Annotated in this window: 17 protein-coding genes; 8 read left to right on the plus strand and 9 right to left on the minus strand. The window is 70.4% G+C overall.

What is annotated here, in order from left to right; genetic code table 11:
* Nucleotides 1-74 precede the first annotated feature (74 nt).
* The 6 genes from FB453_RS08515 to FB453_RS08540 are packed head-to-tail and all read right to left on the minus strand — an operon-like array spanning nucleotide 75 to nucleotide 4,685.
* Nucleotides 75-791 (minus strand): urease accessory protein UreD, encoded by a 717-nt coding sequence (locus FB453_RS08515; protein ID WP_145788882.1) that lies wholly within the window; start codon nucleotides 789-791, stop codon nucleotides 75-77.
* A complete protein-coding gene (ureG, locus tag FB453_RS08520; RefSeq protein ID WP_249037860.1) occupies nucleotides 791-1,573 on the minus strand; it encodes an urease accessory protein UreG in 783 nt (260 codons plus the stop codon). The genes FB453_RS08515 and ureG overlap by 1 nt, the downstream gene beginning before the upstream one ends.
* Nucleotides 1,563-2,339, minus strand: coding sequence for an urease accessory UreF family protein (locus FB453_RS08525; protein WP_145788883.1), 777 nt, complete (start codon nucleotides 2,337-2,339; stop codon nucleotides 1,563-1,565). The genes ureG and FB453_RS08525 overlap by 11 nt, the downstream gene beginning before the upstream one ends.
* Nucleotides 2,339-4,042 carry an urease subunit alpha gene (locus FB453_RS08530; RefSeq protein ID WP_145788884.1) on the minus strand — a complete coding sequence of 568 codons (1,704 nt, stop codon included), beginning with the start codon at nucleotides 4,040-4,042 and terminating at the stop codon, nucleotides 2,339-2,341. The genes FB453_RS08525 and FB453_RS08530 overlap by 1 nt, the downstream gene beginning before the upstream one ends.
* On the minus strand, nucleotides 4,039-4,386 hold the full coding sequence (locus FB453_RS08535) for an urease subunit beta (protein ID WP_145788885.1): 348 nt from the start codon (nucleotides 4,384-4,386) through the stop codon (nucleotides 4,039-4,041). The genes FB453_RS08530 and FB453_RS08535 overlap by 4 nt, the downstream gene beginning before the upstream one ends.
* On the minus strand, nucleotides 4,383-4,685 hold the full coding sequence (locus tag FB453_RS08540; RefSeq protein WP_145788996.1) for an urease subunit gamma: 303 nt from the start codon (nucleotides 4,683-4,685) through the stop codon (nucleotides 4,383-4,385). Before FB453_RS08540 ends, FB453_RS08535 begins: the two co-directional genes overlap by 4 nt.
* Before the next feature lie 312 nt (nucleotides 4,686-4,997).
* Between FB453_RS08540 and FB453_RS08545 the strand changes: the two genes are divergently transcribed.
* The 4 genes from FB453_RS08545 to FB453_RS08560 all read left to right on the plus strand — a co-directional run bounded on the left by FB453_RS08545 (nucleotide 4,998) and on the right by FB453_RS08560 (nucleotide 7,455).
* On the plus strand, nucleotides 4,998-5,408 hold the full coding sequence (locus FB453_RS08545; RefSeq protein ID WP_145788886.1) for a hypothetical protein: 411 nt from the start codon (nucleotides 4,998-5,000) through the stop codon (nucleotides 5,406-5,408).
* Between the two features lie 38 nt (nucleotides 5,409-5,446).
* Nucleotides 5,447-5,992, plus strand: coding sequence for a GNAT family N-acetyltransferase (locus FB453_RS08550; RefSeq protein ID WP_486480207.1), 546 nt, complete (start codon nucleotides 5,447-5,449; stop codon nucleotides 5,990-5,992).
* A gap of 104 nt (nucleotides 5,993-6,096) precedes the next feature.
* A complete protein-coding gene (locus tag FB453_RS08555) occupies nucleotides 6,097-6,396 on the plus strand; it encodes a hypothetical protein (protein ID WP_486480208.1) in 300 nt (99 codons plus the stop codon).
* Between the two features lie 42 nt (nucleotides 6,397-6,438).
* The gene (locus tag FB453_RS08560; RefSeq protein WP_145788891.1) at nucleotides 6,439-7,455 is read left to right on the plus strand and encodes a methyltransferase; all 1,017 of its coding nucleotides are present in this window, start codon (nucleotides 6,439-6,441) and stop codon (nucleotides 7,453-7,455) included.
* A gap of 89 nt (nucleotides 7,456-7,544) precedes the next feature.
* On the opposite strand, the gene FB453_RS08565 is transcribed toward FB453_RS08560, so the two are convergent.
* On the minus strand, nucleotides 7,545-8,396 hold the full coding sequence (locus FB453_RS08565) for an alpha/beta fold hydrolase (protein ID WP_145788893.1): 852 nt from the start codon (nucleotides 8,394-8,396) through the stop codon (nucleotides 7,545-7,547).
* A gap of 139 nt (nucleotides 8,397-8,535) precedes the next feature.
* On the opposite strand from FB453_RS08565, the gene FB453_RS08570 reads away from it, so the two are divergent.
* A complete protein-coding gene (locus tag FB453_RS08570) occupies nucleotides 8,536-9,402 on the plus strand; it encodes a metallophosphoesterase family protein (RefSeq protein ID WP_145788895.1) in 867 nt (288 codons plus the stop codon).
* Nucleotides 9,403-9,406: 4 nt separating this feature from the next.
* On the opposite strand, the gene FB453_RS08575 is transcribed toward FB453_RS08570, so the two are convergent.
* Nucleotides 9,407-10,603 carry an epoxide hydrolase family protein gene (locus FB453_RS08575; protein WP_145788898.1) on the minus strand — a complete coding sequence of 399 codons (1,197 nt, stop codon included), beginning with the start codon at nucleotides 10,601-10,603 and terminating at the stop codon, nucleotides 9,407-9,409.
* Nucleotides 10,604-10,750: 147 nt separating this feature from the next.
* On the opposite strand from FB453_RS08575, the gene FB453_RS08580 reads away from it, so the two are divergent.
* Nucleotides 10,751-11,200 (plus strand): hypothetical protein, encoded by a 450-nt coding sequence (locus FB453_RS08580; RefSeq protein WP_145788900.1) that lies wholly within the window; start codon nucleotides 10,751-10,753, stop codon nucleotides 11,198-11,200.
* A 70-nt stretch (nucleotides 11,201-11,270) separates the two neighbouring features.
* Here the strand turns inward: FB453_RS08580 and FB453_RS08585 are convergent, their stop codons facing one another.
* Entirely contained in the window at nucleotides 11,271-12,437 is a 1,167-nt protein-coding gene (locus FB453_RS08585) for a helix-turn-helix domain-containing protein (RefSeq protein ID WP_486480215.1), read from the minus strand.
* Nucleotides 12,438-12,871: 434 nt separating this feature from the next.
* Here FB453_RS08585 and FB453_RS34095 point away from each other — a divergent pair, with 434 nt between their 5' ends.
* Together FB453_RS34095 and FB453_RS34100 are read left to right on the plus strand one after the other, a co-directional pair.
* On the plus strand, nucleotides 12,872-14,230 hold the full coding sequence (locus tag FB453_RS34095; RefSeq protein ID WP_186718124.1) for an NsdA family TPR-like regulatory protein: 1,359 nt from the start codon (nucleotides 12,872-12,874) through the stop codon (nucleotides 14,228-14,230).
* 41 nt (nucleotides 14,231-14,271) lie between these two features.
* On the plus strand, nucleotides 14,272-14,805 hold the full coding sequence (locus FB453_RS34100) for an NUDIX hydrolase (RefSeq protein ID WP_186718127.1): 534 nt from the start codon (nucleotides 14,272-14,274) through the stop codon (nucleotides 14,803-14,805).
* Nucleotides 14,806-14,922: the final 117 nt, after the last annotated feature.

The raw sequence follows: 14,922 nt of genomic DNA on the forward strand, positions 1-14,922 counted from the left end.
GCACGACGACCGGCGCCACACGACCACCGGCCCCACAGAGTTGCTGGCCCGCACGACGACCTGCGTCGGTCTTGCTAGGGCGTCAAGTGGGCGCGCAGGGTGTGCGCATCGGGAGCGGTAGCGGTCCACAGTGTCGCTGGGCCGCCGACCAGCGGTAACCGGGCGACGCTGCCCTCGGCCGTCGGAGGTTGGGCGGGTTGCGACGGGTCGACCACCAGCAGTGATCCGGTGGCCGGAGCGCCGCCGAGCACCGCCGGGCCGGCCCAGCCCGGCGCGTGCGGCCCCACCGCGAGGGACTGGCGCAGCAGTGGTCGACCCGCGTAGTCGACCTGGGTGTGCACGACGGCGCCGCCGGGCGCCTCGCCGTACCGGCCGCAGATCAGCTCGTCGCGCCACCGCAGGCTCGCACCGGCGGCCAGCTCGATCCGGGACTCGGCGAGGTGCGCGCAGCCGGCCGCCGCGACCAACTGTTCCGGAAGCCAGTGCAGCGTGGCGCCGGTGTGCACGACCGCCCGCACCGCCATTCGGGAGACGGCACCCGCGCGACCGGGTAGGGCGATCGACGCGGCGACGCTGTGCACCCGGACCGCCGCGCCCGGTCCGACCTCGATCTGCAGGCGCAGATCGTCGCCGGCGAGCGGCCCGGCCGCCCCGCCGACGAGGTGCACAGTGGCGACACCCCCGTCGGTCGGGGTCTGGCGCAGCAGCAACGGTGTTTCGCCGTGCAACTCGACCAGGGCCGTGCCGCCCCGGCCGTCGCTCCGGGCGACCAGCCGAGCGAGCGCTCGCATCAGGCCGGGCCGACCGGCACGGCCAGTGGGTGCAGGGCGGCGTGGTGGGCCAGCTCGTGCCGGATCCAGTCCGCGACCGACGTTGCCGTGGGGTCTCCCACGATGGACAGGAAGAGGGTCGGGAGGTCGCCGCGCCGCGCCCGCGCGTCACGATCCATGACGGCGAGGTCGGCGCCCACCATCGGCGCCAGGTCGGTCTTGTTGATCACGAGAAGGTCGGCGGCGGTGACCCCCGGCCCGCCCTTGCGGGGCACCTTGTCCCCGCCCGCCACGTCGACCACGAAGATCTGCCGGTCGACCAGCCCTCGACTGAAGGTCGCGGTCAGGTTGTCCCCACCGCTCTCCACGAGGACCAGGTCCAACGGGCCGACCGCCTCGGCCAGTTCGTCGATGGCGTCCAGATTGGCGCCGATGTCGTCGCGGATCGCTGTGTGTGGGCAACAACCGGTCTCCACCGCGCGGATCCGGGCCGGGTCCAGCACGCCGGCCCGCCGGAGGAAGTCGGCGTCCTCGGTCGTGTAGATGTCGTTGGTCACCACGCCGAGCCGCAACTCGTCGGCGAAGGCACGGCAGAGCGCGGCCACCAGGGCCGTCTTGCCCGAACCGACCGGGCCGCCGATGCCGACCCGCAGGGCACGGCCGGCACGCGCCAACGGCGGATGGGGGTCCACCCCCGGCTCCGGATGGGTGTGCGGAACGGTCTCGTCGTGGGGTGGGGTGGCCGGCGGCGTGATCAGTTCGACGGCGGGCACAGCGCTCGGCACAACGGTGTCAGGACGCAAAGAGACGCACCTCCCAGGTGGCATGGATTTCGGCATGGATGTCGGCGAGTGGAGCGGCGGCGGCCGGCAGCCGCTCCGGTGGGTCATCGGCGGCCCGCGCCGCGTCGGCGGCCGTGCCGTCGCAGGCGTCGGCCAGGCCGACCAGCAGGGCCTGGACCTGGTACGGGTCGAGGCCGAGGAGACGTACGCCGGCGCTGGCCGCCCCGGTCAGCGTCCCGTACGCGGCGATCGTTGCGGTCTCGACGCGGGACAGCCCGGCCGCGGCGCAGAGCAGCCCGAGCACCAGCGGTTGGTGTGCGCCAGCGGGCGTCGCGGGCAGGTCGGCGAACGGGGCGTCCGGCCAGATGGTCCGGCCGGCACGTAGCAGCGCCCGGCCCTGCCGGCGCGAGACCGCCCGCAACGCCGGCGCGGCGGTACGCGCGTCCAGCTCCGCGTCGAGCCGAGCCAGCGCCTCCGACCGGGCGGCAGACCCGGCCGGCGCGTCCGGCCGAGCGGCAGACCCGGCCGGCGCCTCCGATGGCCGGGCGGACCGGGCCGGGTGCGCCGAGCCGACCGTCTCGGGCATCGCCGCCCGGTGTGCGGCCGCCGCGAACGCCGCGCCGACCAAACCGGCGGTGGCCAGTCGTCCGGCCAGGAACGCCTCCAACGACGCCAGGTCGGTGACCCGGCCGGCGGCGACGGCAGCCTCCAGACCACCGGAGTGCGCGTGGGCCCCGGCCGGGAAGCGTCCGTCGGCCAACAACAACAGCAGGCTCGGCGTCGCCATCAGAACAGGAAGTACCGCTGGGCCATCGGCAGCCGGGTCACCGGGTCCGGCTCCACCACCTGCCCGTCGATCCGCACCGTGAAGGTGTCCGGGTCCACCTCGATGCGCGGCATCGCGTTGTTCTCCGGCAGGTCGGCCTTGCCCCGTGACCGTACGTCGCTCACCGGCACCACCCGGCGACGCACGTCCAGTCGGAGCCCGGCGTCGAGGGCCGCCGGGGCCACGAAGGCCAGGCTGGTGGCGGCCGCCGCCGCGCCGTACGCCCCGAACATCGGCCTCGGCAGCATCGGCTGCGGTGTCGGGATCGAGGCATTGGCGTCGCCCATCTGGGCGTACGCGATCATGCCGCCCTTGAGCACCAGGTGCGGTCGTACGCCGAAGAATGCCGGGTCCCAGAGCACCAGGTCGGCGAGCTTGCCCGGCTCGACCGAGCCGATCTCCTGTTCCAGCCCGTTGGCCATCGCGGCGCAGATGGTGTATTTCGCCACGTACCGTCGGGCCCGGTGGTTGTCGGCGGGCCCGTCGCCCGGCAGCGCGCCGACCCGGTCCTTCATCACGTGGGCGCTCTGCCAGGTCCGCATGATCACCTCGCCGACCCGGCCCATCGCCTGCGCGTCGGAGCCGATGATCGAGATCGCGCCGAGGTCGTGCAGCAGGTCCTCGGCGGCCATCGTGGACGGTCGGATCCGGCTCTCGGCGAAGGCCAGGTCCTCCGGCACGGACGGGTTGAGGTGGTGGCAGACCATCAACATGTCCAGGTGCTCGGCCAGGGTGTTGGCGGTGTACGGCCGGGTCGGGTTGGTCGACGACGGCAGCACGTTCGGTTCGCTGGCAACGGTGATGATGTCCGGTGCGTGTCCGCCACCGGCTCCCTCGGTGTGGTACGAGTGGATCGCCCGTCCACCGATCGCCCGCAGGGTGTCGGCGACGAACCCGGCCTCGTTGAGGGTGTCGGTGTGGATCGACACCTGGACACCGGACGCGTCCGCCACCCGCAGGCAGGCGTCGATCGCCGCCGGTGTGGTGCCCCAGTCCTCGTGCAGCTTGAAACCGCCCGCACCGGCCCGGAGCTGTTCCCACAGCGCCTCGCTGGACACGGTGTTGCCCTTGCCGAGCAGCAGCACGTTGACCGGCATCGTGTCCAGCGCCTCGTGCATCCGGGCCAGGTGCCAGGCGTTCGGGGTGACAGTTGTCGCGCGGGTCCCCTCGGCCGGCCCGGTGCCGCCGCCGACCATCGTGGTGATGCCGCTGGCCAGCGCCTCGGTGACGATCTGCGGGCAGATGAAGTGCACGTGGGTGTCGACAGCCCCGGCGGTGAGGATCCGCCCGTTGCCCGCGATCACCTCGGTCGACGGGCCGATCACCAGATCGGGGTGGACACCGGGCATGGTGTCCGGGTTGCCGGCCCGGCCGAGCGCCACGATGCGTCCGTCGCGCAGCCCCACGTCGGCCTTGACCACGCCCCAGTGGTCGAGCACCACCGCGCCGGTGATGACGGTGTCCAGCGCGCCCTCGGCGCGGGTGGCACGGGACTGCCCCATCGACTCGCGGATCACCTTCCCGCCGCCGAAGACCGCCTCGTCGCCGCCCACGCAGTGGTCGGTCTCCACCTCGATCAGCAGGTTGGTGTCGGCCAGTCGGATCCGGTCACCGGTCGTCGGCCCGTACAGGTCGATGTAGCGGTCCCGCCGCACGGCGCTCACCGCGGCGACCCGTCGGCCGTGACCGCGTGCGGCGGCGGGTCCAACGGCCCCGCGCACTCTGCGCGCAGGCCCGGCACGACGCGTGCGCCGCCGAGTGGCACGAGGTCGACGCTGCGGTTGATGCCCGGCTCGAACCGGACGGAGGTGCCGGCCGGAACGGCGAGCCGTTGACCCCAGGCCGCGCCCCGGTCGAACGACAGCGCCGGGTTGGCTTCGGCGAAGTGGTAGTGCGAGCCGACCTGCACCGGGCGGTCGGCGGTGTTGACCACGAGCAGTGTGGTCACCGGGCGACCCACGTTGATCTCGACCGGGTCCGCCGCCGGCAGGATCTCCCCGGGGATCACGGGATCGGGTGGTGCACCGTCACGAGCTTGCTGCCGTCCGGGAACGTCGCCTCCACCTGCACCTCCCTCAGCAGCTCGGGGATGCCGTCCTGGACGTCGTCGCGGCCGAGCACAGTCCGGCCGGCCGACATCAGGTCGACCACCGACCGCCCGTCGCGGGCCCCTTCGAGGAGGAACGCGGTGATCACCGCGACGGCTTCGGGGTAGTTGAGGCGCAGGCCGCGTTCGCGGCGGGCGCGGGCGACATCGGCCGCGACGTGGACGAGCAGGCGGTCCTGCTCGTGCGGGCTGAGGAACACGGGGCTCTCCCGGTGGGTCGGCGTGCCCCGGCTCGCGATCGGCTCCACGCGGAGCCACCCGGGCTACAGGACCCGAGGGGACGAGCTGGGAGTCACACGACCGCCGGGTCACCGCCGACAGGGCGATCCGGGACTCCACCATCCCGGCCCACACGACGGGCAACCGGCGGTGTCGGGTCGGATGCGGACCGCACCGCCCACCGCTGAGCAGACCGTAGAGGATCGCCACCGACCGAGGCAACAGTCCATCAGGGATCTTGTCGGCTACCGGGACGTGTTCCCGTGGAGCAGCAGGCAGGGCATGATCACCGGATGACGGCGACGAGGGGTACCCGCGCACTGCTCGGTGTTCTGTTCCTGGCGGCGGCCACGGTCGGGGCGTGGATCCTCTGGCTGGGTTGGGACACCCGGTACACGGTCGACGCGCAGACCGGCGCGAGCAGCGGGCCCTACGAGCCGTGGCAGGTGATCGGCTGCGTGCTGACGCTCGTGCTGCTGGCCGCGCTCGCCGGGACGCGGCTCAGTCCGTGGCTGGTGGCGCCGGTGATGACTGTGGCGTTCACGGCGGTCTGGTCGTGGCGGGCCGCCGGGACCGACGACAGCGGATTGTGGGCAGTCGGGGCGATTCTGGTGCTGGTCGGAATGGCGGCCGGCAGCACGGTGGTGAGCCTCGCGGGGCGGCGGATCGGCCAGCGGTTCGCCGGCCGAGCCGCCTCGAGATAACCCATCGCGCCGTGGGCGCCGACATGCTAGAAGGGGACGTGCCTGACCTGACAAGCTCCCCTGATGCCACGTCCCTCACGACTCCGCGGCTGCTGTTGCGCCGCTGGCGAAGCGATGATCTGAACGGGTTCGCCGCGGTCAACGCGCAGACCGAGGTGATGCGCTACATCCATGACGGCCGCACCCTGGATCGGGCCGCGACCGCCGAGCGTCTGGCCACCTATCAGCGGCACTGGGACGAGCACGGCTTCGGCCTGTACGCGGTGGAGATCAGAGAGACCGGCGAACTGGCCGGCTTCACCGGACTGGCGGTGCCGACCTTCCTGCCCGAGATCATGCCGGCCGTGGAGATCGGCTGGCGGCTCGGCCGCGCGTACTGGGGTCGGGGCCTGGCCACCGAGGCGGCCCGGGCCGTTGTCGCCCACACTCGTGCCGAGCTCGACCTGCGGCGGCTGGTCAGCATCCACGTCGTCGGCAACGAGGCGTCCGCGCGGGTGATGGTCAAGCTGGGCATGTCGCTGGAGCGCGAGACCGTGCAGCCGGACACCGGCCGCCAGGTCCGGGTCTACGCGATGGACCTGTAAGCGGCCGTGGCGCCGGTTGCCGCGGGTCGGCCGGTCAGCGGGCCACGACGGGTTGAGGCTCCGACGCCCGGCTGAAGGGGATGTCGACGTGATCGGCGGTCTGGATGTCCTTCAACGTCATGTTCCGCACCAGCAGCCAGGTGCACGTTGGACCCCTTGTTGAGGGCCACCGTCCTGCCCTTGAGGTCGGCGAAGCTGCGGTAGCCGCGCCATTGGGTGCGCTGTCCGGCCTCGCGGCGGCCGGCGTGCACACAGTGGCCATGCTCGGCGTCGCCCTGGCCGTGGCGCTGCTGGTCTACCAGGTGTTCGGCGTGGGTGTACTGCGCCGGGCCTGGTTCAACGTCGATCGACTCTGGGCCGGGGTGCTGGTGGCCGCGGGGTTGGTGACGCTGATCCGGGCGTGACCGTCCATCGTGGAAACATCGGATGTGTGATCTCATGTCGTGGTGATCACCCCGACTCCCCTCATGCGTCTGGTGGCCGGTGTGTGGGGGTTCAAGACCCTCGCGGCCGGCGTCGAACTTGGTCTGTTCACCCGGCTCGCCGGCGGGCGGACGATGACCGTCGAGCAGGCCGCCGCCGAGTTCGGGCTGCCCGACCGGCCCGCGGACCTGTTGCTGGCCGCCAGTGCGTCGCTCGGCCTGTTGGAGAAGACCGGCGACGGTTACCGCAACTCCGAGTTGGCCGAGCAGTTCCTGGTCGAGGGTCGCCCGTACTACTTCGGTGCGCAGGTCCGCTACTCAGACCTGCGCACCTACCTGCCCTGGCACCGCATCGGCGAGGCCCTGCGCACGGATCGGCCGTTGACCTGGGACCCGGAGGCCCAACAGTCGATGTTCGACACCGCCGACCCGGCCATGCTGGCGCAGTTCTGGGACGCGATGTTCTCCACGTCCAGCTTCACCGCCAGCGCGTTGGCCGACGCGTACGACTTCTCCGCGCACCGGCGGCTGCTCGACGTCGGCGGCGGAGCGGGCGCGTTCCCGATCGAGTTCTGCCGACGCCTGCCCGAGCTGCGGGCTACGGTCCTGGACCTGCCGCACGTCTGCGTCCGGGCCCGGGAGCGTATCGCGGAGGCCGGCCTGACCGGGCGGATCGACGCGGTGGGCGGTGACTTCCTCGCCGACCCGGCGCTGCCGGACGGGCACGACGTCATCCTGCTCAGCATGATCCTGCATGACTGGGACGAGCCGACGAACCGGGCATTGCTGGCCCGGTGCCACGCGGCGTTGCCGCCCGGCGGGGCGATCGTCGTCTGCGAACTGCTGCTCAACGACGAACGCACCGGACCGCCGGAGGCAGCCCTGATGGGGATGAACATGCTGGTCGAGACCGAGGGCGGCCGGAACTACTCGGGTGCCGAGTACGCGGCCTGGCTCACCGACGCCGGCTTCGTGGACGTGCGTACCGTGCCGTTCGACGCGCCGGGCGCCAACGGCGCGGTGGTGGCCCGGCGGGCCTGACCGACGACGACACCCGGCCCCGGTGCGAACCGTGGGCCGGGTGTCGCGGCGCCTCGCGGCGCGGGCGTCCGATCGGCTACCGGAACGGATCAGGCGCGAGCCTTGGCCGGCTGCTTCATGAAGTCCATGATCGCCTTGTTGATCTCGTCGGCATGGGTCCACGGGATACCGTGCGGCGCGCCCTTGAGCGTGATGAGCGTGCCGGTCGGCATCATCGGCCCGAGCCGCTGACCGGTCACCGGATACGGCAGCACCCGGTCCTGGTCACCCTGCACGATCAACACCGGAATGTTGATCTTCGGCAGGTCCGGACGGAAGTCTTCCTGCCAGGCGTCCACACTGTCGTGGGTGGCCTTGCCGGAGGCCATCGCGCCGATCTGCCAGTGCGCGCGGTACGCCTCTTCGCTGACCCGCTTGCCCATGTTCTGGTCCGGGTTGAAGAACGCGTCGCAGAAGGACGTCAGGTAGGCGAACCGGTCCTTGATGATGGCGTCCTGGAAGCCCTTGAACAGGCTCCGGTCGACGCCCTCCGGGTTGTCGTCCGCCTTGGCCAGCATCGGTTGCAGCGGGCTGAGCAGCACGGCCCGGCTTACCCGCTGGGAGCCGTAGTTGCCCAGGTAACGGACCACCTCGCCGGTGCCCATCGAGTGACCGATCAGGGTCACCTCGTTCAGGTCCAGCTCGGTCATCAACACGTCCAGGTCCGCCGCGAACGTGTTGTAGTCGTACCCGAAGGCCGGCTGGGCGGAGTTACCGTTACCGCGGCGATCGTAGGTGATCGTCCGGTATCCGGCGTTCTGCAGCGCCCGTGTCTCCTTCTCCCAGGTCGCGCCGTTGAACGGGAAGCCGTGGATCAGCACCACCGGCTTACCGGAACCGTGATCCTCGTAGTACAGGTCGATGGGCGCGGAATTTTCCGTCCCCACGGTAATAAAAGGCATGTTTGTCTCCTGCTCCGGTCTCGGGCTGTCGGACCCCCCGCGCTTTCCCGTCGGGTCGCCGGATATGCGGGCCGGCGGATTCGCCCAGAAGGCACGGACGGGGTGTTCCGATCGGGCCGCGACGGCCTAGCCTCGGAGCGTGAGCCTTCCGCCCCGATTGCGGGCCGTCAGCGACCTGCACGTCGGGCATCCGCAGAACCGCGCCTTCGTGCAGGAACTGCACCCGGACAACGACGGCGACTGGCTGCTCGTCGCCGGCGACGTCGCCGACCGGTTCGCCGACATCGAGTGGGCGCTCGGGCTACTGAGCAGCCGCTTCGCCCGGGTCGTCTGGGCACCGGGCAACCACGAGCTGTGGACACCACCGCGCGACCCGGTCACGTTGCGCGGCGAGGAGCGCTACCGCGAGCTGGTGCGGATGTGCCAGCGACTGGGGGTGCTCACCCCGGAGGATCCGTACCCGGTATGGGACGGCGACGGCGGCCCGGCCACCATCGCCCCGCTCTTCGTGCTCTACGACTACACGTTCCGGGTGCCCGAGGCGCGCACCCAGGAGGAGTCGCTGGCCCTGGCGTACGCGGCCGGGGTGGTGTGCACCGACGAGGCGCTGCTGCACCCCGACCCGTACCCGAGCCGCGAGGCGTGGTGCGACGCGCGGATCATCGAGACCGAACGCCGGCTGGCCGAACGCGACCCGACCCTGCCGACGGTGCTGGTCAACCACTACCCGCTGGTGCGGGAACCCACCGACGTCCTGCGGTACCCGCTCTTCGCCCAGTGGTGCGGCACCGTCCGCACCAGCGACTGGCACCTACGCTTCGACGCCGCCACAGTGGTGTACGGGCACCTGCACATCCCCCGCACCACGTTCCACGACGGGGTGCGTTTCGAGGAGGTCTCCCTCGGCTACCCCCGCGAGTGGCAGCCCCGGGGGCCGGTGCCCGACCCGGTGCGCACGATCCACCCGGCGGACGACAGGCGCCGACGCTCGTCCGTCAGCGGTTGAGGTCTCAGGATTTCCGCAGTGCCCGGAACGCGGCCCGCACCTCGGCGGAGAAGAGTTCCGGTTCCTCCCACGCCGCGAAGTGCCCGCCGCGGTCAGCCTCGTTGAAGTACGCGATGCCGGGGTAGACCGCCTCGGCCCAGCTACGCGGAGCGGCCCAGATCTCGCCGGGGAACGTGGTGAAGCCGACCGGCACCGTGACCGGCGGCGGAGCCTGACCGGCCGCCTGAGCCGCGGCTTGAAACCGGCCGAACTCCCAGTACCACCGGGCGGACGAGGCGCCGGTACCCGTCAACCAGTACAGCGTGATGTTGTCGAGGATGCTGTCCCGGGTGAGACCGCCGGCCGGCTCACCGTCGAGGAACGCGCGGGAGATCTTGTAGTAGCTGTCCGTGTCGTGGTCGAGCATCCAGGCCGCCAACCCGACAGGTGAGTCAAGCAGCGAATAGCCGATCGTCTGCGGGCGAGTGGACTGCTCCAGGAAGTAGCCGAAGCCGTCCATGGCGAACAGGTTGAGCGCGTCGAGCGCGGCGCGTTCCTGCTCGGAATTTGTCGGCAGCTGGTCCTTCATGCCGATCGCCCCGGCGAGCAGGTTCACGTGGATGCCGAGCAGCCCTTCGGGTGCTTGGCGCCCCATGGCGTCCGTGACGGCGGCGCCGACGTCGCCACCCTGTGCGACGTAGCGCGGGTAACCGAGGCGGTCCATGAGTTTCGCCCACGCCTGTGCCATCCGCGCGGAATCCCAGCCAAGCTCGGTCGGCTCGCCGGAGAAGCCGTAGCCCGGCAACGACGGCAGCACCAGGTGGAACGCGTCCTCGGGGGTGCCGCCGTGCGCCGTCGGGTCGGTCAGCGGGCCGACGGCCCCGAGCAACTCGACGACCGAGCCCGGCCAGCCGTGCGTCATGATCAGCGGCAGGGCGCTCTCATGCTGCGATCGCACGTGGATGAAGTGAATCTCGACGCCGTCGATGTTCGTCGTGTACTGCGGCAGCGAATTCAGCTTCGTCTCGCACGCACGCCAGTCGTAGTCGGTCATCCAATAGCGGGCCAACTCCTGGATCGTCGCCAGCTGGACACCCTGCGAGCGATCGGTGACCAACTCGCGAGTGGGCCAGCGGGTAGCCGCAATCCGGCGACGCAGGTCGGCGATCACGTCCTCCGGTGTGTCGAGCCGGAAGGGACGAATTTCGGTGTCGTTGGACATCTTCCCCACCTCGCCAAGTCGAGTCGGCCACTGCCGATGCACCGACGGTGCCGGCACTCGCCCAGTCTCACAGCGGACCGGCGCCACCCGGACCAAAACGCGAATCGCCGACGCGACTGCGCGTCACACCCATGGGATGATCAACCGGTGAGCCAACCGGACGAAGTCGACGACAACTGGCTGAATGGCGAGGAAGTGGCCTGTCCGGAGTGCCACGAAGGCCTTTACCGCCTCGACCACTCGCCGTTTCTTGACTGCCATTTCCTCTACTGCGACAGCTGCCCGATGCGGGTAGATGTCGGTTACTACGACAAGACGTTCAGGACCATCGCCGACGCGCTCCCTTCCGAGGACAGGACCTACCCCACGCTGATGGCGGCACTTGAGGCGCGGTTACGGCGATGCGACTGCGGCGGGAGGTTCCGGGACTCGGCACCTCGGCGCTGCCACCGGTGCTCCACCGTCCTGACGACCATCAGCGAACCTTCCGGTGTCGACGTCTGGCCAGGTTGGTGGACAGATGAGACCGACACCGGCTCCTTGGAAGAGACGTTCACCGCCAGGTACTTCCGCACCGAGGACCTCTGGGAGCACTGACGCTGCCGGGATCAGTTGGCTTCGGAGCGGCCACCGTCGTGCACGGACGACCTGCGCCGGCGCTCGTCCGTCAGCGGGTGAGGCCGACCAACATGGCCAGTCGCGCGACGCCGGCCGGCGCCGGCTGCGCGCGGGCAACATCGGCGATCAGGGTACGCGCCGACGGCCGGCACCGAACCTCAGCCGGCGCGACGCTGTCCGCGTCGACCAGGGCGCGAGCAGCACCACGCAGGTCACCCACCTGGAGGTACGCCTGAGCGACGTCAACCAGGTACGCGCCCCGATACTCGGCCGGCAGCCGCCGCCACCCCTCCCGCCGCACGACGGTCGAATGCCTTCGTAGCGCCTCGACGGCCTCACCCCGTTGCGCCGCCACCAGCACCCGCGCCAACTCCACGGCGACCGCCCCGAAGTTGGTGCGGTGCGTGTCGTCGTACCCCCTCAGGCTGGTGGCGACGCCCGCAGCCCGGTCGATCAGCTCGTCAGCGCGGCGACTCTCGCCGCATCCAGCGGCGGCGAGGGCGGCCTGAAGCAGCAGCGTCCCACCCACCGCCCACTCCCGGCGGTCGCCCTGAACCCGGTGATCAAGAGGTTTGGGGGCGGTTTGATCTCCAAAGGTCCCGCTGACCTCTTGATCACCGGAATGGGATGAGGGTGGAAGGACGCGGTTGGCGGCGGGGAGCAGCGCGGCCAGGGCCAGCCGGGCTCGGTCTTGCGCGCGGAGCGCTTGGCCTACCGAGATGGCTGCCGTTGCCGCCAGGATCGGGTCGTCGCCGGCGGCGGACATCGCCCGATCGGCGGCCAACCAACCGAGGTCGGCCTCGCCGAGCTTCACCAGCAGCGACGAGGTGATCCGGTACGTCTGCACCAGCAACTCCGGTGATCGCGTCGACTGGGCAGTGCCGAGTAGGCCCGGAAACACCCGCACCAACTGCCCGTAGTGCGCGTGCTGGTAGCTCAGCCAGGCGTACCCGACCTGCCTTCTCACTTCTTCCGTCGTTTGCTGTGGGCCTTGCGGGTCGTAGCGGGCGAGAGCGGCCCGAATGTCGTCCACCCCGTCCGGCGTGCCCGCCGGGGTGCTGCGCTGCTGGCCGAGCAGCACCTCCGGGTCGACCCGCAGGACGTGAGCCAGTTCCTGGATCACCGAGTACCGGTCCAGGGCGCGCACTCCCCGCTCCACCTTGTCCACCCAGCTCTTCGACCTCCGCAACCGGTCGGCCAGCATTTGCTGCGTCATCGACCGTCGCACCCGCCAGCTCGCCACGCGGCGGCCGATCGGCAGGTCATCGTTGGTCACGCCGCCACCGCCGGTCCGGGACCGCGCGGGTCGTGTCGTCTACGGGTACGCGCTCCGCCTCGGCCTGGGCCAGGAGGCGCTGTTTGGCAGCCTCCCGCTCGGCCGCCTCACACTGCTCGCCTCTGCTCGTCGGCTCGTCGCCGTGCATTCCCACCACCTCCGTTAGTCGGCGCGCGACGCTTGGACATCGCCGGCACCCAGGACTCCTGCAATCACCGAAGCCGGTTGCCGATCGACGGACCAGATGGCAAGCAATGCGTGCGATTGCGCTGGTCAGGAAGTGGGTTGCGCGGGGTTGCGCAGGTCCCTATAGGACCGCATCAACCCATAGGCTCGTCACTAGTTGTAGTTGGCTAATACCTGGAGGTGGAACCATGGCGCGACCGGTGACGAACGCAGCATTCGAAGGGCTGCTGCTTGCCGCCGGCTACGGCAACGCCCACGCCGCCTTCGCTCGGCAGCTCAACCACGCCGGGCGCAACGAGGGCGCTTGGCGCTACGACGCTGCCAGCGTCTACTGGTGGTTGCGGGGTCGCCGGCCAGGCGAGCACGTCCAGGCGACCATGGCCGAGACCCTAACCCGCAAGCTCGGTCGCTCCGTCGCCGTCACGGAGCTGGGCTTCGGTGCGGCCGACAGCGTCGGAACGTGCGTCTACCCCGCGTCCGTCGACGGCGCGATCGATACCGCCGAGCAGATCTGGACGAGGCTCGCCAAGCACCTCAACTCACAGGTCAGCGGGCCGTTCGACAGCGGTAAAGCCCTACAGGCGGCACTCAGTTGGCGGTATGACCGGAGCGACGTGACCGTCAGCAGGAGCGGCCGACAGCAAATCACCTTCACCGACGTCCAGTCGCTGTACGCGCTGGCGGACCACTTCACCGGCCTCGACCGACGTCATGGCAGCGGCTCTACGCGCAGCCGGGCGCTCATGGCCGACTTCCTCGTACGCCAGGTCGCACCCATGCTGCACGGCACCTACACCGAAGCCGTAGGACGCGACCTCATGCGCGCAGCAGCGACACTTTGCGGGCAACTCGCCTTCATGTCGTACGACGCGGGCGACCATGCCATTGCCCAACAACACGTCACCGTCGCCTTGCGGCTCGCCAAGGCCGCCGATGACCGCCTGTACGGCGCTCACCTGCTGGCCAACCTCGCTACCCAGGCCGTGCACCTGGGCCACTCCCGGGATGCGGCCCGGCTCGCCGAAGCGGCCATCGACGGGGCGGGGCGTGCGCCCGCCGCCGTCCTCGTTCGGCTGCACGCCACTGCCGCCACCGTGTACGGGCAGTCAGGCGAGCGACGTGGCTGCCAACTCGCGCTCGCCAGAGCCGAGCGTGCTCTCGACCGCACAGACGCAGCCCCCGGCCCACGCTGGGTCACCTACTTCAGCCCGGCCCACCTCGCCGGCGCCGCACTAAGGTGCCTCGGCGACCTACATCTTTATTCGCAGGCCCTCGACCACGCTTCCGACGCTCTCACCCTAGCCAGCGAGAACACCCGGACGCGTGCCCTGCACACCGCTCTCATCGCCGTGACTCACGCCCGCGCTGGGAACACCGACGCCGCCTGCAACTGGGGTCGGAAATTGGCGCAGCACGCTTCGGGCATCCATTCGGCGCGCGTTCAACAGCGCGTCTGCGAACTGACTGCAACGCTCAGCCCTCAGCAGACGTCGCCGCAGGTCAAAGAAGTCCTGCAAAGCCTCGCGCCCCTGCCAACAGCCGCATAGCGCGAGAGCCCCACCTGGACCTGTCCGCTAGCGTCACCGAGGTGACCTGGACGGAGCCCGCCACGTGGTACGCCAACCTGGCTTCCTTCTACGCCGCCGCCGCAGCCTTCATCACCGACCCGGCCGGCAACGTGCTGCTCGTCAAACCCACGTACCGCGACCACTGGGCCTTCCCCGGCGGCTACATCGACGAGGGCGAGTACCCACATGACGCCTGCGCCCGGGAGATCCGAGAGGAGTTGGGGATCTCTGTGGTGGTAAGTGACCTTCTCGTAGTGGACTGGGCACCGCCCGCCGGGCAGCGGCCGCGTGCGATTGTCAGCTTCACGTTCGACTGCGGGTCCATCGCCAACCTCGATGGTCTCGTCCTAGCCGGGCAAGAGTTGGAGGAGGTAGCCTTCTTCTCGCCCCGAGAGGCCGAGCAGCGTCTTCCCGACAACGTCGCCACACGAGTTCAGGCGGCGACGAACGCCCGTGACCTGCACTTTCCGCTGTACTTTGCTGGCGGCTCGGTCGTCCCACCTTCCGTTGATCAGGCAAAACAGGAAGCAGGGCCTCGGCCGCAGACTGCTTGAACGCATCCGTCGTCCCGGTCGACTAGGGCATGTCCTGTCGATCTTGTGTGGTTGATCGTTGACGATGTGTCGGTGGTACGTCGTGGTGAACTGACTGACGAGGCGTGGGCGGTGATC

Source organism: Micromonospora sp. CNZ322 (assembly GCF_007827755.1).